The 24,220-nt window shown below is 48.5% G+C and carries 22 protein-coding genes; all 22 read right to left on the reverse strand.

Features of this window, described 5'->3' with window-relative positions:
- Positions 1 to 16: 16 nt before the first annotated feature.
- Positions 17 to 1,246 carry a U32 family peptidase gene (locus RDL68_RS01760; RefSeq protein ID WP_308539952.1) on the reverse strand — a complete coding sequence of 410 codons (1,230 nt, stop codon included), beginning with the start codon at positions 1,244 to 1,246 and terminating at the stop codon, positions 17 to 19.
- Positions 1,233 to 2,933, reverse strand: coding sequence for a ribonuclease J (locus tag RDL68_RS01765; protein ID WP_308539953.1), 1,701 nt, complete (start codon positions 2,931 to 2,933; stop codon positions 1,233 to 1,235). Before RDL68_RS01765 ends, RDL68_RS01760 begins: the two co-directional genes overlap by 14 nt.
- A complete protein-coding gene (locus tag RDL68_RS01770; RefSeq protein WP_308539954.1) occupies positions 2,930 to 3,196 on the reverse strand; it encodes a DUF1292 domain-containing protein in 267 nt (88 codons plus the stop codon). The genes RDL68_RS01765 and RDL68_RS01770 overlap by 4 nt, the downstream gene beginning before the upstream one ends.
- Complete coding sequence (gene ruvX, locus RDL68_RS01775; RefSeq protein ID WP_308539955.1) at positions 3,196 to 3,609, reverse strand: Holliday junction resolvase RuvX; 414 nt, start codon at positions 3,607 to 3,609, stop codon at positions 3,196 to 3,198. Before ruvX ends, RDL68_RS01770 begins: the two co-directional genes overlap by 1 nt.
- A gap of 14 nt (positions 3,610 to 3,623) precedes the next feature.
- Positions 3,624 to 3,893 (reverse strand): IreB family regulatory phosphoprotein, encoded by a 270-nt coding sequence (locus tag RDL68_RS01780; protein WP_308539956.1) that lies wholly within the window; start codon positions 3,891 to 3,893, stop codon positions 3,624 to 3,626.
- Positions 3,894 to 3,940: 47 nt separating this feature from the next.
- A complete protein-coding gene (alaS, locus tag RDL68_RS01785; RefSeq protein ID WP_308539957.1) occupies positions 3,941 to 6,565 on the reverse strand; it encodes an alanine--tRNA ligase in 2,625 nt (874 codons plus the stop codon).
- A gap of 71 nt (positions 6,566 to 6,636) precedes the next feature.
- Positions 6,637 to 7,053 (reverse strand): Rrf2 family transcriptional regulator, encoded by a 417-nt coding sequence (locus tag RDL68_RS01790; protein ID WP_308539958.1) that lies wholly within the window; start codon positions 7,051 to 7,053, stop codon positions 6,637 to 6,639.
- Between the two features lie 34 nt (positions 7,054 to 7,087).
- On the reverse strand, positions 7,088 to 9,520 hold the full coding sequence (gene leuS, locus RDL68_RS01795; RefSeq protein WP_308539959.1) for a leucine--tRNA ligase: 2,433 nt from the start codon (positions 9,518 to 9,520) through the stop codon (positions 7,088 to 7,090).
- Between the two features lie 94 nt (positions 9,521 to 9,614).
- A complete protein-coding gene (asnS, locus tag RDL68_RS01800; protein WP_308539960.1) occupies positions 9,615 to 10,994 on the reverse strand; it encodes an asparagine--tRNA ligase in 1,380 nt (459 codons plus the stop codon).
- A gap of 9 nt (positions 10,995 to 11,003) precedes the next feature.
- Entirely contained in the window at positions 11,004 to 12,350 is a 1,347-nt protein-coding gene (locus tag RDL68_RS01805) for a replication-associated recombination protein A (RefSeq protein ID WP_308539961.1), read from the reverse strand.
- A gap of 50 nt (positions 12,351 to 12,400) precedes the next feature.
- Positions 12,401 to 12,877 (reverse strand): transcriptional regulator NrdR, encoded by a 477-nt coding sequence (gene nrdR, locus RDL68_RS01810; RefSeq protein ID WP_308539962.1) that lies wholly within the window; start codon positions 12,875 to 12,877, stop codon positions 12,401 to 12,403.
- Position 12,878: 1 nt separating this feature from the next.
- Positions 12,879 to 13,964, reverse strand: a complete 1,086-nt coding sequence (ftsZ, locus tag RDL68_RS01815; RefSeq protein WP_308539963.1) for a cell division protein FtsZ — start codon at positions 13,962 to 13,964, stop codon at positions 12,879 to 12,881.
- 9 nt (positions 13,965 to 13,973) lie between these two features.
- Entirely contained in the window at positions 13,974 to 14,897 is a 924-nt protein-coding gene (locus tag RDL68_RS01820) for an FtsQ-type POTRA domain-containing protein (protein WP_308539964.1), read from the reverse strand.
- Between the two features lie 11 nt (positions 14,898 to 14,908).
- Entirely contained in the window at positions 14,909 to 15,991 is a 1,083-nt protein-coding gene (ftsW, locus tag RDL68_RS01825; RefSeq protein WP_308539965.1) for a putative lipid II flippase FtsW, read from the reverse strand.
- A 75-nt stretch (positions 15,992 to 16,066) separates the two neighbouring features.
- Positions 16,067 to 17,407 (reverse strand): UDP-N-acetylmuramoyl-L-alanine--D-glutamate ligase, encoded by a 1,341-nt coding sequence (murD, locus tag RDL68_RS01830; RefSeq protein WP_308539966.1) that lies wholly within the window; start codon positions 17,405 to 17,407, stop codon positions 16,067 to 16,069.
- 30 nt (positions 17,408 to 17,437) lie between these two features.
- Positions 17,438 to 18,406: a phospho-N-acetylmuramoyl-pentapeptide-transferase gene (mraY, locus tag RDL68_RS01835; RefSeq protein WP_308539967.1), complete on the reverse strand. Its 969-nt coding sequence runs from the start codon at positions 18,404 to 18,406 to the stop codon at positions 17,438 to 17,440.
- Positions 18,407 to 18,420: 14 nt separating this feature from the next.
- Complete coding sequence (locus tag RDL68_RS01840) at positions 18,421 to 20,646, reverse strand: penicillin-binding transpeptidase domain-containing protein (protein WP_308539968.1); 2,226 nt, start codon at positions 20,644 to 20,646, stop codon at positions 18,421 to 18,423.
- Positions 20,647 to 20,666: 20 nt separating this feature from the next.
- Complete coding sequence (locus tag RDL68_RS01845; protein WP_308539969.1) at positions 20,667 to 21,248, reverse strand: cell division protein FtsL; 582 nt, start codon at positions 21,246 to 21,248, stop codon at positions 20,667 to 20,669.
- Position 21,249: 1 nt separating this feature from the next.
- Entirely contained in the window at positions 21,250 to 22,203 is a 954-nt protein-coding gene (gene rsmH, locus RDL68_RS01850; protein ID WP_308539970.1) for a 16S rRNA (cytosine(1402)-N(4))-methyltransferase RsmH, read from the reverse strand.
- A gap of 9 nt (positions 22,204 to 22,212) precedes the next feature.
- The gene (gene mraZ, locus RDL68_RS01855) at positions 22,213 to 22,650 is read right to left on the reverse strand and encodes a division/cell wall cluster transcriptional repressor MraZ (RefSeq protein ID WP_308539973.1); all 438 of its coding nucleotides are present in this window, start codon (positions 22,648 to 22,650) and stop codon (positions 22,213 to 22,215) included.
- Positions 22,651 to 22,826: 176 nt separating this feature from the next.
- The gene (gene lgt / locus RDL68_RS01860) at positions 22,827 to 23,585 is read right to left on the reverse strand and encodes a prolipoprotein diacylglyceryl transferase (protein WP_308539971.1); all 759 of its coding nucleotides are present in this window, start codon (positions 23,583 to 23,585) and stop codon (positions 22,827 to 22,829) included.
- The coding region (locus RDL68_RS01865; RefSeq protein WP_308539972.1) for a TIGR01906 family membrane protein at positions 23,578 to 24,220 on the reverse strand (643 nt) is incomplete at its 5' end. The genes lgt and RDL68_RS01865, both read right to left, overlap by 8 nt.

Consider the following 24,220-nt stretch of genomic DNA (forward strand, 5'->3'; position numbering starts at 1 on the left):
TAAAGTGTATTATTGGCTACTTGGCGCGGCGAAGCATATCGCCCACCGAGCAGACGCCCGGTTTTGGCAAATAGACGATGGTCTTTGGGGTTTTTGCTCGTTCAAGGGAAACGCCGTCCGCCGTATACATGGCGGAGACTTTCCATGCGAAGGACTCATCTTTAGTCATCATCTCCAGATGGTCACCTACAGAGAAGGCATTGCGCACTTCCACCGAAATCGTATTCTTTTCCTCGTCAACTGCCGTAACGACACCGATAAAATCATACTCTTGAATATACGAGGTAGAAGCATAATTCTGCCCCTCTTCTGCGGGATTCCCGAAGAAAAATCCCGTCGTAAACGCACGATGACTTGTTTTTTGCAGCTCCTTGAGACAAGTATCTATCACTTTTGCGTCCCAAGTACCGTTCTCTATTGCATTTAGTGCCATACGATACGCATGAACCACCGTAGCGACATAGTATGCGCTCTTAACGCGCCCTTCAATCTTGAGACTGTCTACGCCACTTTCGATGAGCTCCGGTAGATAGGGCAAAAGGCACAAATCTTTGGAGTTCATGATGAATGTTCCCCGTTCCTCTTCCACGACCGGAAAGTATTCCCCAGGGCGTTTTTCTTCCATAAGCGCATATTTCCAGCGACACGCCTGTGCACAATCGCCGCGGTTTGCGTCCCGTCCGGTCATATAATTCGAAAGTAAACAGCGTCCGGAGATAGAAATACACATGGCTCCATGTACAAAGCATTCCAACGCCAATTCCGAATCAATCGTATTGCGAATGGTACGCATTTCAGAAAGGCTAAGTTCCCGCGCCAAGACGACGCGTTCCGCCCCTTGATCGCCCCAGAACTGGATGGCTTTCGCATTCATCAGACTCGCTTGGGTGGAGATGTGGATGGGTAGCGCGGTTTCATTACGAACGACCTGAAACACGCCAGGATCCGAAACGATAACCGCATCCACGCCCATCTTTTCCAGCCTTTTGACCGTTTCCGACAGCCCGTCAAAGTCTTCTTCATGCGCAAGGATATTCATCGTCACGTAGACTTTGGCGTTACGCTCATGCGCATAAGCAAGGGCTTCCGCAAGGGAATCAAAAGAAAAGTTACGAGAGGCGGTGCGAAGGCCATACCGATCGAGTGCAAGATATACGGCATCTGCACCAAAATGCAGCGCCGCACGTAGTTTTTCCTCATCTCCCGCCGGCGCCAGCAATTCCACTTTCCGCTTAGCCTTCGTCATGACCGTCCGTCTCCATGATGATGGTCAGAATCATCGGATTACGCTGAATTTCTTTATAGACATAACTTTTCACTTCTTCACGAATGCGCGATTTGAGAAAAGCCCAGTCCGTGATTTTACGACGTTTTGCATCGTCAAAAATCTGCATTACGATTTTCTTAAGCTCCTCAATGATATCCACGTTGTCTTTCATATAGATGAAGCCACGCGAAAGGATTTCGGGTCCGGCAACCACATCGCGCGTTTTGCGATCCACCGTAACCACCACAGAAATCATGCCATCGTCCGCAAGGCGTTTACGATCATTTAACACCACCGATCCGACATCGCCGATGCCTAAACCATCGATGAGAATCTGCCCTGCCTGCACTTTTTCTTCCAAATTTGCCACGACCGTTTTTCCGACACGATTAAACTCGATGACGCTTCCGTTTTCCGCCATCAGAATGTGATCTTCGGGCATACCGAGATCCATCGCCAGCTTTTTGTGCGTAATGAGCATTCGCGGCTCACCGTGCGCCGGAATAAAATACTCGGCATTCACCAAAGAATGCATGAGTTTTATTTCTTCCTGACAGGCGTGACCGGAAACGTGCACGTTCTGCAGAGATGAATACACCACACGACATTCCCGCAGCATTAAGGCATTAATCATATCGCCAATGCTTTTTTCATTTCCCGGAATCATGGAGGCAGAAAGAATAATGGTGTCGTCTTTTCCAACCGTAATCTGTCGATGAGAGCCATTCGCCATACGGGAGAGCGCGCTCATGGGTTCCCCCTGTGAACCGGTAATCAGCAAACATACTTCATCCGGTTTATATTTATCAACCTCTTTTATCTCAATTAACGTCTTGCTCTTTACCCGAAGATAGCCTAATTCGCTCGCTACCGCCACATTGCTGAGCATGGAACGGCCGGAAAGCGCCACCTTGCGATGATTGGCTTCTGCTGCTTCGATAATCTGCTGTACGCGATGCAAGTTTGAAGCAAACGTAGCGACGATCAAACGCCCCTTTGTATTGCTGAATATCTGTTTAAAGGTTTCGCCAACACTTCGCTCGCTCAGCGTATATCCGGGTCTCTCGACATTAGTTGAATCGCTGTAGAGTGCCAAAACGCCTTCCTCGCCCAGCTCTGCCAGACGGTGAATATCGGTTGGCTCATGATCAATAGGGGTAAAGTCGAACTTAAAGTCTCCGGTAAAGAGGATGGTTCCTACCGGATTATGCACGGCAATAGCGCACGCGTCCGGAATACTGTGCGCCACGCGAATAAATTCGCAATCCAACTCCCCTAATCGCAGCACATCTCCGGCTTTCACATATTTGATCACTGACGGATTGATACCATGCTCTTTGAACTTGTTCTCCAACATACCGCCGGTAAGCCGTGTGCAGTATACATTGGTCTGCAATTTTTTCAGCACGTACGGTACGGCACCATAATGGTCCTCGTGTCCATGCGTCAGCAGGATTCCGCGTAACTTCTCCTTGTTTTTTTCCAAATACGAAATATCCGGAATTACCGTATCTACGCCCGGCATATCTTCGTCCGGAAAAGTCAAACCGGCATCAATGACAATCATGTCCTTGCCATATTCCACCACCGCCATGTTCTTTCCAATCTCTCGCAAACCGCCGAGTGGAATAACACGTAATCGCTTTATATTCGCTTTTGTTTTCAACGATTCTCCTCCTTTTCTTCTTTATCCTCTTTGATTCTATTTAATTCCTCGTAGGCTTCGCTCACCTCGCCGAGTTCCTGTTCCGATTCCAATGCCGCAAAGACCATATCGTCTCCCTCGGCAAAATAACGTAAAAAGAAGGAAGTACCATCTTCATGGTCTTCCACCAGACAATACGCTTTATCCTCCACGGAAAAAGACGCAATGAGATCGAATACTACATCGCGCTCGCCGTCCTGTACAATAATCTGTTCTCTGTTCATTATTTTTCCCGTCTGTCCAGCCACTGCTGGAGAATAAACGTTGCCGCAATCGCGTCAACGACTGTTTTTCGTTTCTCCCGGCGAACGCCGGTTTTTTTTAGCACCGTATTCGCCTGCACCGTACTCAATCTCTCGTCCTGATAAAACACGGCATACCCTTTTTTTGTCAACTCGGCACCAAAGCTCTTCGCTCTTCGCGCCGAATCACTCATCTGATTATTCATGTGCTTAGGCAAACCGATAATCATTTCCTGGATGCTAAACGCATCAATCAACTCTTCCACTGCAGCAAGATCCGCTGCCAGCGTCGTACGCTTAATCGTCGTATGGGCTTGCGCAATGAGATACAAGGGGTCGCTTAGTGCCACCCCGATCGTTTTTGTACCGACATCCAGTCCCATTGCGCGTGTCAACCCATTCCGCCTTTCTACGAAGGAATATTGTGTCCCTCAAGATAATATGCCAGCAGCGTGGAAAGCAACTCATCGCGATCAATCTGGCGAATGAGTTTGCGCGCACCATTATAGCTGGTGATATAGGTCGGATCTCCTGAGAGAATATAACCTATAATTTGACTTTCCGGCGCATAGCCCTTTTCTTTGAGAGAGGCATATACGCTCGCTAAAATCTCTTCCATATTATGCCGTTCTTCAATCGGCGTAAAAAGCATCGTTTCACTGAAATCTTTCGACATCATAGCCTCCTAACCGCATTTGTTCGCAACGCATCGGATATGCGACAACACTATGCCAGTTTTTCTTTCACCCACGCGTTCACGCTTTGCAATGCCTCATCAATTTTAGCGGTATCTTTTCCGCCTGCCGTCGCAAATTGCGGACGACCACCGCCATTTCCACCGGTCTTTTGCGCCAATAGTTTGACTAACTCACCGGCTTTCAGTCCTTTTTTCACGAACGAATCCGCAATGGAAACCACCCAATACACTTTTCCCTCGGTTGCCGCGGCAAGTGCAAGCACACTATCCGCATGGTTCGCCTTAAGTGCATCGGCAAGGTCTTTTAGTTCCTCCATAGTTTTGCCATCGACACGGGAAGCCAATACCGATACGCCCTCCACTGTCTGTATGGAAGAATCCAGTTGACGAGAAAGTTCTCCTGCCATCTTTGCTTCATAGGACTGCATTTCGCGTTTCAGTTCGCGATTCTCCTCCAATAAAGCTGCGCTTCGCTGAAGCACGTGTTCCGGTGCCGATTTCAGCAAACCTGCCAAGGTAAGAAGGGTTTCTTCCTTCTCTCTCATCTTTTGCAAAGCGCCTCGCCCCGTAACCGCCTCGATACGTCGAACGCCAGAAGATACTCCCTGTTCGCTGAGAAGCGTAAACACCTGTAACTGCGCTGTGTTCTGCGCGTGCGTTCCACCGCAAAGTTCCTTGGAAAATTCGCCCATGGATACGACGCGTACAACATCATGGTATTTATCCTCGAAAAGACCCGTCGCTCCTTCTGCCATCGCTTCCTGTAAAGGTAATACCCTTGTTTTTATCGGATACGAATCAAAAATGGCGCGATTGACGATTTTTTCCACTTCCTGCTTTTCTTCTTCGCTCATTGCCTGATAATGCGTAAAGTCAAAACGCAAACGATCCGGCTCAACCAAAGAGCCTGCCTGGTGTACGTGATCCCCCAGGACTTGACGTAAAGTGCGGTGCAATAAATGCGTCGCCGAATGATTGCGACGAATATCCTCGCGGCGATCCTTATCGACACACGCCTGAACCGTATCGCCCTGTTTCAATGTCCCCTGTTCTACAACAACCGTGTGCAGATACACTTCATTTTTATCTTTTTTCACTGCTTTCACGCACACAGACAGATTTTCCGAAAGAATGCTTCCTTCATCACTCACCTGACCGCCGCTTTCCGCATAGAAAGGCGTACGATCCAAAATGAGGATACCCTCTTTACCCGATTCCAGCGTCTTCACACACACACCATCATGATACAGGGCAAGGACATTGGCTTCGCCTTCCAGTGTATCGTATCCAATGAAATCGGTTTTTGCGATTCCGTCAACCGTAATTGCGGCAGCGGTATCCCAACCCGTAGTCTCTTTCCGTCGTTCACGGGACTGGCGGCGCTGCGCTTCCATTCGCTCTCGAAAATCGTCTTCATCTACCGTAAACCCTTGTTCTGAAGCAATCTCTCGCGTCAAATCGATTGGAAAACCGAATGTGTCATAAAGACGGAACACGCGCGCACCGTCCAGAACACTCGTTTCCGTGGCTTTCGCTTCTTCCATGAGCTCTTCGAGGAGTGCCAGCCCTTGATCAATCGTCTGCTGGAAATTCTCTTCTTCCCGTTCCACTACGGTAAAGATACGCTCTTTGCCTTCGCAAATTTCCGGATATTCTTTTCCATACACTTTCATCACTTCGGTGATGGTTTTCGTTAGGAATTTTCCTTTGATGCCCAAGAGTTTGCCGTATCGTGCAGCACGACGCAGAAGGCGACGCAATACATAGCCTCGCCCTTCATTAGAAGGCACCACACCATCCGAAACGAGGAAGGTAATGGCTTTGGAGTGGTCAATGATGACACGGAAGGATTCATCGGCTTTTGCGTCTTCTCCATACGCTTTTCCGCAAAGCGCCTTAATCGTCTCTCTCAGCGGAGCGAATTCATCCAATTCAAAGATGTTATCCTTGTTTTCACAAACAAGCGCCAGACGTTCCAGCCCCATGCCGGTATCAATATTCGGGTGCGCTAAAGGAACATAGCTGCCATCCTTTTGGCGGTCAAATTGCGTAAAGACGAGATTCCAAATCTCCATGAAACGATCGGAATTGTCTAATGGACTGTTCCCTTCGCCGTATTCCGGACCGCGGTCATAGTGAATTTCGGAACACGGACCGCAGGGTCCCTGCTCCAGTTCCCAGAAATTATCCTCTTTGCCAAGGCGCAGCATATGATCCGGCGCTACACCGATGGTTTCCGTCCAAATCGTATACGCTTGCTCATCGTCCTCGTACACGGTAATCCAAAGACGATCGGGATCCATACCAATCTTCTGCGTAAGGAATGTCCATGCCCACTGAATGGCTTCCGGCTTAAAATAATTGCCGAAAGAAAAATTGCCCAGCATTTCAAAGAAAGTGGCATGACGCGCTGTCTTGCCGACATTATCAATGTCCGCTGTACGCACGCAACGCTGTGAACTCGTTGCACGGTTATTGGGCATCTTCTTTTCTCCCATGAAATAGGGCTTTAAGGGAGCCATGCCCGCATTGATGAGCAGAAGACTGTCGTCATCCTCCGGAACCAGCGAAAAACTGGTCAGGCGCGTGTGATTTTGCGCTTCAAAAAAGTCCAGATATTTCGATCGACATTCATTCATTCCAAGATATTGCATGTTCATCCTCGTTTATTCTTCCTCAATCGTAGTCGCCTTCATACCTTTCCATGGCAAAAGCAGCCATGGGACTAAACGGCAAGGGACAGTTCCACCATGTCCGCCAACGTAAGATTTTCAATGGACTGAAAAATGGCATTATTCATGCGCGTGATGAGAATGCGCGTTGGACAATTGCTAAACCCACCGGGACAGTCTCCGGCAATGGCGCAATCGGAAAGCCAAAACTCACCTTCCAAAACATTGAGCATTTCCATCACCGTAATGTCCTTCGGATCGCGCGCCGGAACATAACCGCCTTTTACGCCGCGAACGGCTTTCACCAACGGCACTTTTTTCAGCAAACGCAATAGCTGTTCCAAATACGCTTCACTCAGGATAAGCGCTTCGGCAATTTCCGAAAGCGGAACCGGTTGTCCCTCCTGTGCATGTGCAGCGATATAAGTCATAGCACGCAAGCCGTACCGACTTCTGGTAGTTAGTTTCATAAACCTGTCCTTACTGTTTGCCCGTTACGCCGAATTACCGAATCACCAGATTGAGTATTTTCTCCGGCACATAAACGACCTTAACGACTGTTTTCCCTTCCAGATAACGCGAAACGACAGCGTCTTTATTTGCGGCATCAAGGGCTTCGTCTTTTGTCGCGCCTTGCGTGAGCTTTACTTTGCCGCGTACCTTTCCGTTAATCTGAATGGGCATCTCAAAAAACGCTTCGGTCAACTTGTCTTCGGCATACTCCGGCCATTGTCCATCCGTAGCAATATGACCCGAAAAACCGGTTCTCTCCCACAACTCTTCGGTGAGATGCGGTGCGACCGGATTGAGTAGAAGTAAATACACCTTCCATTCGTCTCGCGTAATGCGTTCCTTCGCACGCAAGGCGTTAGACAACGTCATCAACCGCGCAATTGCCGTATTGAATTTCAGCGTTTCAAAATCTTCACTTACCTTTTTTATCGTTTGATGCAGTAAAACTTCTGTTTCCGCATCCATTCCTTTTTTCTCGGTGACTAAATCCGCCATCTTCCAAACGCGGTCCAAGAACTTTCGGCATCCCTGCACGCCGCTTTCTGTCCAGTTAGCGCTCTTCTCAAAATCACCGATAAACATCTCATAGGTGCGCAACGTGTCGGCACCGTATTCCGCAACAATCTCATCGGGATTGACGACGTTCCCGCGCGACTTGCTCATCTTTTCCCCGTTGTCACCCATAATCATGCCATGCGAAGTACGCTTGCTGTAGGGTTCCTTTGTAGAAACGACACCAATGTCATATAAAAATTTATGCCAAAAGCGCGAGTACAGAAGATGTAGCGTGGTGTGCTCCATGCCTCCATTATACCAGTCTACCGGACCAAAATACCGCTCGGCTTCTGCGGAAACAGGCGCTTCTGTATTATGTGGATCCATATAACGCAGATAGTACCAGGAGGATCCTGCCCATTGCGGCATCGTATCGGTCTCGCGCCGAGCCGGTTTTCCACAAACGGGGCATGTCGTTTCGACAAAATCTTTCATCTCGGAAAGGGGCGATTCTCCCGTCGCCGTAGGCTGATAGTTTGGAACATCCGGTAAAAGCAAAGGCAATTCTTCTTCCGGCAGAGGCACCCAGCCATGTTCCTCACAGTACACCATGGGAATGGGTTCTCCCCAATATCGCTGACGGCTGAACACCCAATCGCGCAGTTTGTAATTTGTTTTTGCCTTTCCCAAATGGTGCTTCTCTAAATAAGCGATCATGGCGGAAATGGCTTCTTGTACAGGGAGACCATTGAGAAAACCGGAATTGACCATCGTCCCGTCGTGGACATTCGTAAACGGTTCTTCCTCAACCGGTTTTTCTGCTCCGGAAACCACCTCTACGATGGGAAGCGAGAATTTCTTCGCAAATGCCCAGTCACGATCGTCATGCGCCGGAACAGCCATAATGGCGCCCGTGCCGTAACTCATCAGAACATAGTCAGATACCCAAATAGGGATGGCTTTTCCGGTCGCCGGATTCTTAGCGCAAACACCCTGCAGGGCTACACCCGTTTTTTCTTTCGCCAATTCGCCGCGTTCAAAATCCGATTTTAACAGTGCCTTTTTTTGATAGGCTTTCACTTCTTGGATGTTTTCAATAGAATCCGAATACTTGGTCAGTATAGGATGTTCCGGTGCTACAACCATATAGGTTGCGCCAAACATGGTATCCGGACGTGTCGTATAAACGGTCAGTGCTTCATCGGTCTCTTCGCCGTCAACCAAAACCGTAAAGTCCGCTTCTGCACCGTGGGATCTACCAATCCAGTTGATTTGTTGCTGCTTGATACGTGCCGAATAATCCACTTCCTCGAGGTCATCAATCAGACGGTCGGCATATTCCGTAATTTTGAGCATCCATTGATTCTTTACACGATGCTCTACAGGAGTGCCGCAACGCTCACATTTTCCGTCCACCACTTCCTCATTGGAAAGTCCAACAAGATCATGCGGACACCAGTTAATCGGCACCTCTTTTTTATAGGCGAGACCGTGGCGGTAAAGTTGAATAAAAATCCACTGCGTCCAGCGATAATAGTCCGGATCCGTCGTGTTCACTACGCGATCCCAATCAAAGGAAAAACCAATTGCGTCCAACTGTTCCTTAAAATGGCGAATATTGTTTCGCGTGACTTCCGCCGGATGAATCCGGTGCTGAATGGCATAGTTCTCGGTGGGAAGACCGAACGCATCGAATCCCATCGGATAAAGGACATTGTAACCCTGCAGCCGACGCTTCCGCGCGACGATGTCCAATGCGGTATAGGGGCGCGGATGCCCGACATGTAATCCCTGTCCGGACGGATAAGGAAATTCAACCAAAGCGTAATATTTCTTTTTTGTGGGATCCACTGTGGCATGAAAGACGTCTTTCTCCTGCCAAAAGACCTGCCACTTTTTCTCAAGGACGGCGGGATTATAGGTTTCCATTAACACCCTTCTTCTCTTCATTCACGTGTTTCATCATTCGATTCGTCTAATATTCTTTTCTTGCTGAAATAGCGGTCGGCAAGGAAAAGTAGCATCAACGCAAAGTATTTACCGTGCGCGGATACGGCAGTACGTCACGGATATTCGCCATGCCGGTCATATACATCACACAACGTTCAAAGCCGAGACCGTAACCGCTGTGTACGCATCCGCCGAAGCGACGTAGATCGGTATACCACTGATAGTCTTCTGCCTTAATGCCTTTTTCTTTCATTTGCGCAAGCAGAACCTCTTCACGTTCTTCACGCTGAGAACCGCCGATGAGTTCTCCGATACCCGGAACCAGCATATCGGCACAGGCGACGGTTTTTCCGTCATCGTTTAAGCGCATATAGAACGACTTAATCTCTTTCGGATAATCCGTCACAAAAAGCGGTCCTTTGATGACTTCTTCCGTCAGGAAGCGCTCATGTTCTGACTGTAAATCACTTCCCCAGTGAACGGGGAACGTAAAGCGATGATTTTCTTTTTCCAGAAGAGCGATTGCTTCGGTGTAACTCATGCGTGCAAAATCCGCATTGCGCACCAAATTCAACCGTTCGATGAGTCCTTTATCTACCCAACGATTGAAAAACTCCATCTCTTCCGGAAGACGCTCCATAACGCGATTCAAAATATGCTTCATCATATCTTCGGCTAAATCCATCATGTCGCAGAGATCGCCGAATGCAATTTCCGGCTCAATCATCCAAAATTCTGCCGCATGGCGCGTGGTATTGGAATGCTCCGCTCGAAAAGTGGGACCAAAAGTGTACACATTACGGTGACTTAGAGCAAATGCTTCCAGCTCTAATTGTCCGGAAACCGTAAGGTGCGCCGGCACACCGAAGAAATCTTCACGATACTCCACCTTGCCTTGTTCCGTCTTCGGCACATCATTGAGATCGAATGTCGTTACTTGGAACATCTCTCCTGCACCTTCCGCGTCGGAAGAGGTGATTAACGGCGTATGCACATACGTGAAGCCACGTCCATGGAAAAATTCATGAATCGCGAAAGCAATCTCGCTTCGTGTACGAAATACAGCGTTGAATGTATTCGTGCGCGAACGAAGATAGGGATATCGGCGTAAAAATTCCATACTTTGGCGTTTATTTTGAATAGGATAATCCTCTGCATTATCGCCCAGCAACGTGACCGACTTTGCTTCCAATTCAATGGGCTGCGGAGAATCCGGCGTGATCTTCAATATTCCTTCCACCGAAATGGCACACCCTACGGCGAAGTGCGACACGTCGCTGTAATTTTCCAGATCGGGCGAAAGAACGACCTGCAAAGGACGAAAAAAAGTGCCGTCATTCACCATAAAGAAGCCGACATTTTTGGAAATGCGCGACTGACGGATCCATCCCTGAATCGTTATTTTTTCATTTGCGTGCTTTTCCGCATCGCGATAACATGCTTTGATTTCCATACGTTCTCCTTACTGATCACCATTTTTCTCCGCCGAAGTCTTATCCATCGGCAGACGCGCAAGATATTCCTTGAGTCTTGCCTCGGCACCGCGACCGACAGGATGATAAAAGGTCTTTCCCATTATTTCATCCGGCAGATAATTCTGCAAGACATAGCCGGAAGGATAATTATGCGGATAGCGGTAGGTAAGCCCCCTGCCCAGCGCTTCTGCCCCGCTGTAATGGGCATCTTTTAAGTACGATGGTATATCCGCCGGCGGATTCTCGTGAACCAGCCGAAGTGCTTCATCAATAGCAACATAGGAAGCGTTGCTTTTCGGCGACGAAGCAAGGAAGGTCGTTGTCTGTGCTAAAAGGATGCGCGCTTCCGGCATACCAATTTGAGAAACGCCTTGATAACAGCTAACCGCCTGTACTAAGCCCAAGGGCTCGGCATTACCGATATCCTCACTTGCCAAAATAACAAGACGTCGAGCAATAAAGAGAGGATCTTCCCCTCCTGCCAACATACGGGCAAGATAATAAATAGCCGCATCGGGATCGGATCCGCGAACCGATTTGATAAATGCCGAAATCGTATTGTAATGCTCTTCGTCCCCTTTATCGTATTGGACGCGCTTTTTTTGCATACTTTCCGCAACATCCGCTTTCGTCAGATGTACTTTCCCCTGCACCGGCGGTGTCGATAGAACGGCAATTTCCAACGAATTGAGAAGCACGCGCGCATCGCCGCCGGATGAAGCAAGAAGAACCTGACGGGCGTCGGCATCCAGTGTCACGGAGAATGCTCCCAGACCCTCTTTCGTATCGGAAAGCGCACGATCCAGCACCTTGTCTAATGCCTCTGCCGAGAGCCAGGTAAGCTCAATCACTTGGCAGCGAGAAAGCAACGCCTTATTGACCTCAAAAAACGGATTTTCGGTTGTCGCGCCGATCAGAGTAAGCGTCCCATCTTCCACATGCGGAAGTAACGCGTCTTGCTGACTCTTATTAAAGCGGTGAATCTCATCGATAAAGAGGATGGTTTGCATCCGGTCATAAAGAAGAGCTTGTTTCGCTTCCTCAACGACTTCGCGCAATTCTTTTACGCCACAGGTTACTGCCGACAGTTTACGAAAGGCACGGCGAGTTTTCATGGCAATCACATGCGCGATCGTTGTTTTTCCGGTTCCCGGAGGACCAAATAGAATAATGGATGGCACACGATCCGCATCGATAAGACGACGAAGGGGCTTGCCGGCGGCAAGAACCGCATCCTGTCCAACCACATCCTCCAGTGTTTTTGGGCGCAAACGGTCCGCAAGAGGCGCATTTTTTCGTTGTTCTTTTTGTTGCTGTCTCTGCAATAAATCCATTCGCCCTCCGTCCGGAAAAAAAGCAGGCGATCCTCTGGATCGCCTTGGCTTTATTCGTCCGTCCTGTTCTCTGCCTCATCATCTGTCAGGCTGCTTAACTCTTTGTAAAAGCTATCTACGTCCTCAAATTCGCGATAAACCGACGCAAAACGCACATACGCCACTTTGTCAATCGCTTTAAGCTGATCCATCACTAATTCGCCAATATATGCCGTAGTGACTTCTCGCTGGTTCAAGTGATTCAGTTGCGTTTCAATGGCATCCGCCGCTTTTTCTAAGCGGTCTACCGTCACCGGTCGCTTCTCCACCGAACGAATCATGCCGCTAAGAATTTTGGAACGCATAAACGGTTCTCGCGTTTCATCCTTTTTGATGACGACGATTGCTTGGTCTTCGTAGCGCTCATACGTCGTGAAACGTTTCTTACACTTGAGACAAGCGCGGCGGCGGCGAACCGCCTCGTTATCTTCGGTAGGACGCGAGTCAATGACTTTCGTATCGGGAAACCCGCAATACGGACATTTCATACTAACGATACTTTCTCAGAAATTCCGGGATATCCATGTCATCTGCGCCTGCTGCATGGGAAGCAGCAGAATTATCTTCGCTTGAACGATGCTCACGGCGCTCCGGGGCATCATCGTTAGCCGAAACTTTTCGGTTATCAAAACCAGTAGCAATCACCGTAATCTTGATATCATCACCGAGCGATTCATCCACACCGGCACCGAAAATAATATTGGCGTCAGGATCTACGGCCTCGCGAATCATCTCGACGGCTTCGTTCGCTTCAAAAATGCCCAATTCGGCTGCCGTAACGTTGACCAACACCGCTTTTGCGCCATCGACGCTGGTTTCCAGAAGCGGGCTCTTGACAGCTGCTTTTGCTGCGTTTACGGCACGATTTTCACCATTGGCAATACCGATACCCATGTGGGCAATGCCTTGATCCTTCATGATGGATTCTACATCGGCAAAGTCGAGGTTAATGATGTTCGGCACCGCAATCAAGTCAGAAATACCTTTAATACCGTTCATCAATACCTGATCCGCCATGCCAAAGGCTTCCACCATCGAGGTACGACGTTCGGCGACCTGCAACAGACGGTCATTCGGAATGACGATAAGCGTGTCCACTTTATCTTTTAATTTGTTAATGCCACTTTCCGCCTGGGTTTGACGTTTACGTCCTTCAAAGCCAAAGGGTTTTGTTACCACACCGACGGTTAAGATGCCCATGGAACGCGCCGCTTCCGCAACGACCGGTGCCGCACCGGTTCCTGTTCCGCCGCCCATGCCGGCAGTGATAAAGACCATGTCGGTGTTGGCAAGCAATTCCGTGATGTCGCTTTTGGATTCTTCCGCTGCTTTCTCTCCCACCTCCGGATTTCCGCCGGATCCGAGACCGCGCGTCAGTTTAATGCCAATCTGCAGTTTCTTATCGGAATCCACAACACCCAGGATCTGGCGATCCGTATTGACGGCGATAAATTCCACGCCTGCCAATCCTTGTTGTTTCATCCGGTTCAGTGCGTTGTTTCCGCCGCCGCCGACACCAAGTACTTTAATTTTCGCTAAACCGTCATTGTTTACTTCCATGTCGAATGTGTTCATGACTCCCCCTCAGTTTTCTCCCGTTCCTTTTCCCGATTCTTTTGCATCAGGCGAGATGCGTTGTCCGTTTCCGGTAACTACAATCGGATTTTGCCCTTCGTCCAAAATAATTTCTTGCGCTTTGACGCCCTTCTTCTCAATCTCACGCAGAACAGCGTCTAAATCGGTAAACTTATGAATGATGTCATTCGGTCGTCCAAAACGAATAACAATATCATTATACATTATAACAATGCGCTGTGGCTTTTCAAAACGAACTTTCGATACTTGATCCACCAGTTGCATATCCTGAAGCGTAGATAAAAATTCCAGCTCCCGTGCATCGGAAAAGAAATCTTCTCCAATGCCGATTTTCTCCACCTCTTTTTCCAGCATAACAGGCTTTAGACGATTTTTTTTCGGAACATAATGGTCGGTAATTTTTCCCTGTTCATTGACATAATACAGTCGTCCTGCAGAGGTGAAAACGCCCAGTACAAAGTTTTCTTTGACTTTTACGACCAGACGATTCGGTAGTTCACGGGAAAACTCCGCGTCGGCAATGCCTTCCACTTGGATCAAACGCTCCTTCCAACGTTTCGTGGGAAAGGTGAAAATATTGCTGTCCACATCCCCCAAGGCATTCATTACTTCCCGATCCGTCAACACCTTGTTTCCCTCCACGCGAACGGACTGAATACGAAAAAACGGAGCGCGCGTTAAGACGAAGAAAAGGATGCTCCCCACGATAAGCAAGCAGAGGAAAAACAGCACTATCTTTTTACGGCGCTGTACACGCTTACGATGTTGATGACGACCGGCTTGCGTAATACTGCTGCGCCCAGGCGATAAGGATGGACGACGGGTATCAAACCTCTCTTCCTGTCGCCTATTTCGTTGGGAAGGAGCGGAAGAAAAACGGTCTGATTGTCTTTTTTTTGCATCACGCTGCATACCGCCTCCTTCTACGTGTCCCTAGAAATATTCAGAAGAACCCCGACCATGGCACTCATTACCAATAGCGAGCTGCCGCCATAGCTGATAAAGGGCAGCGTAATGCCTGTCGTCGGCACGACGCCTATCGCCACGCCGATGTTCACCATCGCCTGAAAACAAATCATGAACGTCAAGCCGTATGCCAAAAGCTGTCCAAAGCGCGTATTGGCTTTTTGGGCAATCGCTATTCCACGATAGGCTAACAAGCCAAATCCGACAATCACCAGCAAAGCGCCGATAAACCCCAATTCTTCAGAAATAACGGCGAAAATAAAATCGTTATGCGGCTCGTCTGCAAGGTAATCAAATTTTTGCACACTTCTGCCAAAACCAACGCCGAAGAAGCCTCCCGACGCAACCGCGTAAAGAGATTGTAACAGCTGCCACCCACTTCCCGAAGGGTCACGCATGGGATCGATGACCGTTAATACACGTTCTAAACGGTAGTTTCCCGGTTTTGGCCAAAAAGCAACGACAAGACCGGCAAGAGCCATTCCCATCATAGGAAAAAGATGCCATAGATTCATGCCATAAACAAAATAAACAAAGAGCAACACGGAAGAAATCACTATTACCGCTGAGAAATTCGGCTGGAGATACACCGGCAAAATAGTGAAGCCGATGAAGAACATGACCGCAAAAAGCGTCGCTAAAGTACCCCGTTTTTCCGGCGGTTTTCGTGTCAACAGGGTCACTAATAAGATCAATGAAGCTATCTTTAATCCATCCGATGGCATGTAGGTCACCGGACCGAGATGAATCCAGCGGTGCGCCTGATTCACCGGAAAAGAAATGCCCGGTACCCACACTAAAAGGCAGCTGAAAAGAGCAACCGCATAAAGTGCAACGGCAAAACGGCGATACAGGAGATAGGGAATGCGAGAGACCACCCACATCACCAAAATTCCTAAGATCGTAAACACCAAGTCGCGAAGAAAATAATACTTTGCATCGCCAAATTGCTTGAGTGCATAAGGAGCGCTGGCACTAAAAACCATAAGAACGCCAAAAAAAGACAAAGCGAGAACAAGGAGGAACAAAAAGCGATCCATAGCCCCCTGTTTTCTTCTCTTGTTTAGTCGCTCTTCTTTCCGCATGTTTGCCCCATTCCCCATTCAACCATTCCGTTATGCGTTCTGTTCCTTCCAAGCATCTACCAAGGCGCGAAATTCATCACCACGCTCTTCAAAATGATTGTATTGCCCCCAACTGGCACTGGCGGGGGAAAGCAGAACTAAATCCCCTTCTTCTGCCATGTTCGTCGCCAATTCCATCGCTTTTTTCAAGTTTCCGGCAATGACCGCACGATCGCCCATTCCCTTCTCGGAGGCTTCCTTGGCAAGTTTTTCTGCCGTTTGTCCAATCAGCAACAGTTTTTTTCCATAGGGACGAAATGCTTCGAAAAAGGCATCAAAGCAGACATTTTTGTCGTAACCACCGGCAATGAGCAGTATCGGTTGACGAATGCCGGAGAGGGCTTTTACCGTCGCATCGACGTTGGTGCCTTTCGAATCATTAATGTAGCGTACTCCAAGCACCGTACCGACATCTTCCATACGATGCTCAATGGGACAAAATGACGAGAGTGCTTCTTTGATAACCTCCTGCGGAATCGCCAAATCCTCCGCAATTGCCACAGCAAAGGCGGCGTTCTGCACGTTGTGTTCTCCCACTAAATGCCAACCTCCCCCTTGACGAAGCGTTTCCATCAGAGGGGTGTGCAAATCCACCTGCTTTATTTGTGCCTCTGTTCCCACTTGATGGATTGCATCTTGCGAGACAGTATCTCCCGGCAACAGCCATAGGGTATCGCGTGACTTTTGTGCATGAGCAATGGTCGCCTTCGCTTTTGCATACGCCTCAAAAGAGCCGTGCCATTCGAGATGATCCTCGGTAATATTAAGAATGGCTGCTCTATGAGGAGCGAATTGTTCCACTGCTTCCAATTGGAAACTGGAACATTCGGTCACAAACAGCGTTCCCTCTTCTGCGTCCATCATCGTCGACAAAATAGGAAGACCGATGTTGCCACAAGCGATCGCCTTTTTCCCGGCATGACGTAAAATCCATTCCAAAAGCGATGTCGTCGTGGTTTTTCCGTTGGAACCGGTTATTGCGATCAGGTTTTCTCCTCCAAATAGACGATAGGCAATTTCCAAATCGGTATAAACCGGTTTTCCTTCCCGACGGGCACGCTCTACCAACGGCGTGGCAAAAGAAATGCCGGAACTACGTAAAATAAAAGCAAAGGAATCTAACGCGAGAGAAGAAACATCCTCTACCACAGTAATCTCTTCCGGATGCACAAGAGATGCAATAAATGCTTTATCTTCTTCTGTCAACCCCCCATCGACGTAGAGGGTGACCTTGCATCCCGCTGCAGGAAGCGTCCGTAATGCGGATTGACCGGTAACACCCATTCCATAAAGCAAAACATGCTTTCCTTGTAATGTTGTCTTAAAATTCATTTTCTCGTTCCTCCCGGTAATGTATACATCTTACCAAATCCAAACCGCCAGCATACACAACAGAACACTTGCCAACGTAAATGCCACCGTAACTTTTTCTTCCGGATACCCTTTAAGTTCAAAATGATGATGAATCGGACTCATGAGAAAAATCCGTTTTCCTCCGGTACGCTTGAAATACGCCACTTGAAGAATTACCGAAAGAGCCTCCATAAGATAAATGCCGCCCAATACCAAAAGAGAAGGCAAACGGTTCATCACCATCAATATAGCACTCAATGCGCCGCCAATCGCCATAGAACCCGTGTCGCCCATAAACAGCGAAGCCGGATGGCTATTGAAAAAGAGAAATCCCGTTAAAACGCCGGCGAAGAGAATCGCCGCTACCGCAACACTTCCTTCCTGGACAGCGTTATATCCACTGAGAAAGGCAAGCAACAGAAAAACCGGCAACGAAACGCCGGCGCAAAGTCCGTCCAATCCATCCGTCAGATTCACCGCATTGACTGTGCCTACCATAATAAATGCCAAAAGCGGGATGCTGAACAGACCGAGTCTCCATTGCCAACCAAAAAACGGAATCGTCTGTACCGCCATTGCCGGAGCAAAAAAATAATGGACACTGAGAAGCGCCGCCGCAAAGGCAAATTGCAGCAGGAGTTTTTGCCGCGGCGTTAACCCTTCGCTTTCCCGTTTTTTCATTTTTTCCCAATCATCCAAGAAGCCTATTGCACCAAAACCCAGCGTGCAAATTGCGATGAGGAGCGTTTCAACATTTCCTTTTCCAACGAAGAGAAGAAGAAGTAAAAATACGGCGGTGAAAGCAACGCCGCCCATGGTCGGCGTTCCTTTTTTCTTGTAATGCGCCTTGTTCCCTTCTTCACGAATTTCCTGTCCCCATTCTTCTTTTCGGGAAAAGCGAATCCAAAAAAAGGTGGCAACCGCAGATAAAAGCGCTGCCAGTATTCCCCAAGGAACGATCGCTTTGAGTATAAACATGTTCTCTTCTCCTCCTATTGTCCTGCCGACTCATCCGCATCTGCGCTGGATGACGATCCTTGTTCTTCTGCGGAAGACGCTTCTGTCGTTGGGTCTGCCGAAAGGACAAGAGCGGTTTCCTTATCTACGACGGTTCCTGCCGCCGGATCCTGATCTATGATTTTTCCCCGATCCGTCTCTATAAAAGAGAAAGCGATATTCGCCTGACGTAGTATCTGTTTTGCCTCTTCAGTAGACATGCCCACCAAAGAGGGAACACGAAAACGAGCCGAGTCGTCCGGACGACATTCTACCACGCTTTGCTGGGGCTGAACGGTTCCCGCGGATGGAATTTGGCGGTCTACAAGGGTATAGTCGTTCATTGCCCCATAGACGCTAAGAGAAAAACCCGCTTTTTGCAACAGTGCACGCGCTTCCTCCACCGTTTTACCGCAGACATCGGGTACGGTTTGTCCTTCATTCTTCTGCTGTGGATCCTTCTTTAACGGCAGAAAACGTTCCAGAATTTTCGCACTAACTTCACCAGCAACTTCCCCGCCAAACGTATTAATCTTCGGAGAATGGATGACAACAAAGAGCGCTATTTCCGGTTTTTCTGCGGGTAAGAAACTATAAAGGGAAGCAATGGTCTTATCCGAGTATTCGCCATCTTCTAACAGCAACGTGGTTCCGCTCTTCGAGCCGATGGCAACATCTTTTATACGCAACACTTTCGCATTCGATGCCTTGGTAGTGCTCAACATGTAGCGGCGCATGGTCTCCACCGTTTCCTCGGAAAAAATAGGGTCGGTTACACTTTCGCGAAACTGAGACAGCACCTTTCCGTCCTGGGCAGAGGAGAAAGAGAATAAATGCGGTGTCCGATAATATCCGCCGTTGATCACTGTATTGACTGCAGCCATCATCTCTAAAGGAGTTATAGAAATGCCGTGTCCATAAGACATCGTCTGCATCCGAACGTTTTCCAATTTTTCCATCGTATCCGGAAAGAGAGATGCCTGCTCGCCCGGTAAATCCACCCCCGTAATCTGCCCCATGCGCAGGGATCGTAAATAGGAATAGAAATTTTCTTTTCCAATATCGCGCACGATTTGCACAAAAGCCGGATTGCACGAATGATTCAATGCTTCCTCAAGCGTTTGGGAACCGTGTGGATCGTCGTGGCGCCAGCAGCGAATCCACACGCCCGGAGACAACTCTATTTTTCCCGTGCAGAGATAATGACTCTCCGGCAAGGACGATTTCGTTTCTAATGCAATCGATGCGGTGAGCGTTTTGAAAACAGAACCCGGTTCGTAAAGTGTGGAAACGGCAGGATTCTTCCACCGTGTATAGAGTTGCGACAAGCGTTCTTCCTCGGTCATGGCTTTCCAGGACGCTTCGCCTATGCCCATAGCCGGCGCATACGGTGTATTGGGATTGAAAGAAGGATAACTTTCCATGGCGAGAATTTCTCCCGTATTGGGATTCATGAGTATCGCCGTTCCGGCATCCGCCTTGGAATCACTTACACCTCTTCGCAACTCTTCAGAGAGAATACGTTGGGCATCCAAATTCATTGTTAGATGCACATTCTGCCCTTCTTCCGAGGCATACCGTTCTACGGACTCGGTCGGAATGATATTGCCTCCCAGATCGCGCGAAAGCGTCATCTGTCCACCCTTGCCTCGCAATAAAGCATCATATTGTGCCTCAAGACCATAAGCGCCTTTTCCGTCGTCGTTAACAAAACCGAGACATTGCGCCATGATGTCCTGATTCGGATAAAAGCGCTCAGCTTCCTGTACCACACGATACGCGCGCAAACCGGAGCTTTGCAGCTGATCAATCTCTTTTTGCGTTAATTTGGTTTTTAAGAGAACATCGTACCGCGACGAAGAGAACGCGCTTTCGACCTTCTCCTTATCGATATGCAAAATATACGAGAGGAGATCGACAGTCTCCTTTTTATCCTTTTCCTCTATCTCCTGCGGAAAAAAATAAACGGAATTTACTGTTACAGAAACTGCCATCGGGCTATTGGCAGAATCAAATATGGTTCCGCGTTTAGGCGTAATGGAAACCGTCCGTCTTCGCTGCGCTAACGCGGCTTCCTGAAAAGGTTGACCGGCGGCCACCTGTAAATAAAAAAGCCGAGCAAGAAATCCGGCAGCTATCAGCAGTGCGAAAAGAAAAACAAATCGCACACGTGCGAACGGATGTACTCGTCTCGGCGTATTGTTCTTTTGGTTTTTTCTCATGAATCGCTCACCCCAACGCACTACTCCTTGTGTTGCGGGCTTGCCGCAATCGTCGTCTTCTCCTCGAAAACGGAAGCGGTGCGATCTTTCCTCGTCATGGCAGGATCGCGTACAGCAGAAAGCACCTGCTCCTTAGACGGATAGCGCATCCCCAGACGACGCTTCGCCAGATCCTCGATGCGCGAAGCTTCGATATACGGTGCTAACTGCATGGCTAACGTATCCTGCTGTGCGCGCAGATTTTCCACTTGTGTAGCCGTCTCTCGAATGTCCCGGTTCAATCCGGACAGTTCATTATAGCGCAGCAGACTTGTCATGAGCAACACTACCGTGGCGACTGTAACAACGGTGATGACGAGCCAGTAAATGAGATGCACGCGGGAGCGGGTTCTTGTTACCGCTTTCGCATGGCACATCGTCTTCGCTTTCGTGTTTACTGCCGTCCTTGTACGCTCTTTACCTTGCGGTCGTCTTTTTCGTTGCGTAGGCGACATTTCCCGCTGCCGAGGCGTGACGACCGTTAACCGCTTTCTCTTTTTCGGCATCTCGCGCGGTTGCGGAAAAGCAAGACTTTCCGACCGACGTAGTGCTGCTGTGCCCATGTTATTCTTCCTCCTGTTGCGCGAAACGTTCCAATACCCTCAATTTAGCCGAATGCGCACGAGAATTGCGCGCTTGTTCCTCCGGAGATGCCTCGATCGGTTTACGTGTACAAACATGAAAAGGAGAGGCATATTCGTTCGAACGCACCGGCAATCCTGCCGGAAGCGGAGGTCCTTCCGCTAGTCGGCGAAATGCATTCTTGACCAAACGATCTTCCAGAGAATGAAAGGTGATGACACATAATCGTCCCCCGGGCGCAAGATGCTTTGCAGCCTGTTGCAGACCTTCTTCCAAGGCATCCAACTCGTGATTTACTTCGATACGAAGTGCCTGAAACACCCTTCTTGCAGGATGTTTATCCTGCATGCGCACTTTTTTAGGGATGGCTTTTTGGATGACCTTGACCAGATCGAAGGATGTTTCAAGCGGCTTCGCACCACGTTCAACTACGATGAATTGAGCAATTCGCTTCGACCAGCGCTCCTCACCGTACCGATAGAATAAAGTAGTCAGTTCCCTCTCCGAATACGTGTTGACAATGTCTTTTGCCGTCCGTGTATTCGCATTCTGATCCATGCGCATATCCAACGGCGCATCATGGTGATACGAGAATCCGCGTTCTGCTGTATCCAATTGATAGGAAGAAACCCCGATGTCCATAAGTATGCCATCTGCTTTCGACATATCGTTTTCGTCAAGAACCTTTCCCAGATGACGAAAGTTGGTATGTACAAAGGTCACTTTTTCCGACCATTCGGCAAGTCGCGCTTTTGCGGAAGCCAATGCTTCCTCATCCTGATCTAAGGCAAGCAATCGTCCATTGGAAAGACGTTGCACAATTTCTACAGCGTGGCCGCCTCCTCCGACGGTAGCATCCACATAACAGCCATTTGGACGGATTGCCAATTCCGCAATCGTTTCCTCTAATAACACCGGAACATGGGAAAAGGGCATACTCTCCTCCTACAAATCAAAACCGTCATCATTGAGCGTCTCGGTTAAGGCATCTAAATCCATAGCGTCAGAAGAAACGAAGTCGTCCCATTTCTCCTTTGCCCAGACTTCAATGCGATCGGAGACACCAATAATCACTGCATCACGTTCGATGGAGGCGAAGGCGCGGAGTTGTGGTGGGATGAGAAATCGTCCCTGTTTATCGCAGGCGACTTCCATTGCCCCGGAATAAAACGCACGCGAGAAATTTCGCGCCGCTTTTGCCGTCAAACGGAGTTGGTTGATTTTCTCATCCATGACCTTCCATTCCGTTTGGTCATAGATGAACAAGCAACCTTCCATACCTCTTGTGATAATGAACGTGTCAGAGAGATCTTCACGAAAACGAGAAGGAAGCGAAACTCTTCCCTTTGCGTCTACACTGTGGTTGTACTCTCCGATGAACATTCCACTTTCTCCCACTTTTTACCACTTTCTGCCTTCTTGATACCATTTTAGACAACTCGTGTGCTTTTCGCAAGCCAAAAAACAAAAAAAGACGCAAAATCATCAAAATAAAGATGATTTTGCGTCTTTTCCCTTTCAGAAGGAAATAACACAACGTAAAAAGCGATTCTCCACTACTATTTTGAAGGGGAGGTTCTTTTCTTCCTTGCTAAAACCGCATAACCGACTAGTCCAAGCAATAAACCAAACAGCGCTAAGATCTGCGCTACGCGCAACGGTCCAAAATACAGACTGTCTGTGCGAAAGCCTTCCACAAAGAAGCGCAGGATTCCGTAAAATACAAAATAAAGCGCAGTAACTTGTCCGTCTTTTTTGTTTTGTTTACGCAAGACGTACCACAAAAACAAAAAGAGCAGAAAATCGCCTGCAGATTCATAAAAGAACGTCGGATGGTGCGGTTTTCCGTTAATCAACACTGCCCAGGGTACATCTGCCGCATACCCGTAGGCTTCATTATTGAAAAAATTGCCCCACCGTCCGATTGCCTGGGCTAAAGGCAAAAACGGGATGATGCAATCCGCCACGCGCAAAAAGGAAATCTTACGCCGACGAAGAAACAGCCAGCTTGCCAAAAAGCCTGCCATAACACCGCCTTGAATGGCCAGTCCGCCGGTACGAAGGTTCATCACATCCCAAAATGAGGAAAAGCGCTGCGGTTCAAATAACACATACCAAAGACGTGCGCCGATCACCCCCGCAGGAAGAATCCACAAAGAAAGATCGTAGATAATATCCTCCGACATGCCCTTGCGCTTGGCTTCCCGACTGCTGAGCAATACCGCAAGAAGCATACCGGTAACAATTAAGATGCCATACCAACGCACTTCTAAACCGAAGAGCGTAAAAGCCACGCCGTCTCCCGTATATTCAAACATTGGTTTCTCCTTTCCGCATAACCCTCTCCGAAGAGAAAAAGCGCTTTCCGGCAAGCATCCATACTCCCTGACCAAGAAGGGAAAGAATAACAAAATGAATGGCAATGCCTTTTGCCAAAGCCATAAAAAAAGGTTCCGGCATCATCTGAATCATGAGGTCGGTCTCTACATTAAGTATCCACAGATCATTGCGAAAGAAAAGGTGATGAAAGTTCGTAAAAACACTTTGCCAGGATTGCATAGCGAAAAAGCTCAACGCAGCCAAAAGCAGAAATATCAACGCTTGCACGAGCCAGCTCACATACATCTTTTGCGGATTGCGGTCTCTATAACGGGCTACCAGAAGTGCTGATAGCCCAGCAGCACTTACCAGACATACCACACGAGCAAAACAAAAGAGCGCGTAGACATCCACCATGTGCGCACATTCTCTTTCGCCGAAATGCGCTGTCATCAACGAAGGTTCTCCGGTCTGCAGATAAAGGACAATATCACGATTGATATTGTCCAGTTCCTGCCTCGTTTTGCCTGTGGCTTCCTCGATTTTCAACTCTTGTTGAAGCGCTCGATACCCCTTGGTATTATAGGCGACCGAAAAAAGCGAGATGCTCAGACTAAACAATAAAAGAAAAAGA

The sequence above is a fragment of the uncultured Murdochiella sp. genome, from assembly GCF_902488755.1.
In the GTDB taxonomy this organism is placed as follows: Bacteria; Bacillota; Clostridia; order Tissierellales; family Peptoniphilaceae; genus Murdochiella.

Excerpts from the sequence above, each read along its gene's own strand:
- RDL68_RS01790 (WP_308539958.1), bottom strand. The coding sequence starts at position 7,053 with ATGAAACTAACTACCAGAAGTCGGTACGGCTTGCGTGCTATGACTTAT.
- RDL68_RS01780 (WP_308539956.1), bottom strand. The coding sequence starts at position 3,893 with ATGATGTCGAAAGATTTCAGTGAAACGATGCTTTTTACGCCGATTGAA.
- RDL68_RS01760 (WP_308539952.1), bottom strand. The coding sequence starts at position 1,246 with ATGACGAAGGCTAAGCGGAAAGTGGAATTGCTGGCGCCGGCGGGAGAT.
- lgt (WP_308539971.1), bottom strand. The coding sequence starts at position 23,585 with ATGTTTGAATATACGGGAGACGGCGTGGCTTTTACGCTCTTCGGTTTA.
- leuS (WP_308539959.1), bottom strand. The coding sequence starts at position 9,520 with ATGGAAACCTATAATCCCGCCGTCCTTGAGAAAAAGTGGCAGGTCTTT.
- RDL68_RS01820 (WP_308539964.1), bottom strand. The coding sequence starts at position 14,897 with ATGCAGCGTGATGCAAAAAAAAGACAATCAGACCGTTTTTCTTCCGCT.
- ftsZ (WP_308539963.1), bottom strand. The coding sequence starts at position 13,964 with ATGAACACATTCGACATGGAAGTAAACAATGACGGTTTAGCGAAAATT.
- alaS (WP_308539957.1), bottom strand. The coding sequence starts at position 6,565 with ATGCAATATCTTGGAATGAATGAATGTCGATCGAAATATCTGGACTTT.
- ftsW (WP_308539965.1), bottom strand. The coding sequence starts at position 15,991 with ATGGATCGCTTTTTGTTCCTCCTTGTTCTCGCTTTGTCTTTTTTTGGC.
- RDL68_RS01845 (WP_308539969.1), bottom strand. The coding sequence starts at position 21,248 with ATGGGCACAGCAGCACTACGTCGGTCGGAAAGTCTTGCTTTTCCGCAA.
- RDL68_RS01840 (WP_308539968.1), bottom strand. The coding sequence starts at position 20,646 with ATGAGAAAAAACCAAAAGAACAATACGCCGAGACGAGTACATCCGTTC.
- murD (WP_308539966.1), bottom strand. The coding sequence starts at position 17,407 with ATGAATTTTAAGACAACATTACAAGGAAAGCATGTTTTGCTTTATGGA.
- asnS (WP_308539960.1), bottom strand. The coding sequence starts at position 10,994 with ATGGAAATCAAAGCATGTTATCGCGATGCGGAAAAGCACGCAAATGAA.
- RDL68_RS01770 (WP_308539954.1), bottom strand. The coding sequence starts at position 3,196 with ATGAACAGAGAACAGATTATTGTACAGGACGGCGAGCGCGATGTAGTA.
- mraY (WP_308539967.1), bottom strand. The coding sequence starts at position 18,406 with ATGTTTATACTCAAAGCGATCGTTCCTTGGGGAATACTGGCAGCGCTT.
- mraZ (WP_308539973.1), bottom strand. The coding sequence starts at position 22,650 with ATGTTCATCGGAGAGTACAACCACAGTGTAGACGCAAAGGGAAGAGTT.
- nrdR (WP_308539962.1), bottom strand. The coding sequence starts at position 12,877 with ATGAAATGTCCGTATTGCGGGTTTCCCGATACGAAAGTCATTGACTCG.
- rsmH (WP_308539970.1), bottom strand. The coding sequence starts at position 22,203 with ATGCCCTTTTCCCATGTTCCGGTGTTATTAGAGGAAACGATTGCGGAA.
- RDL68_RS01805 (WP_308539961.1), bottom strand. The coding sequence starts at position 12,350 with ATGGATTTATTGCAGAGACAGCAACAAAAAGAACAACGAAAAAATGCG.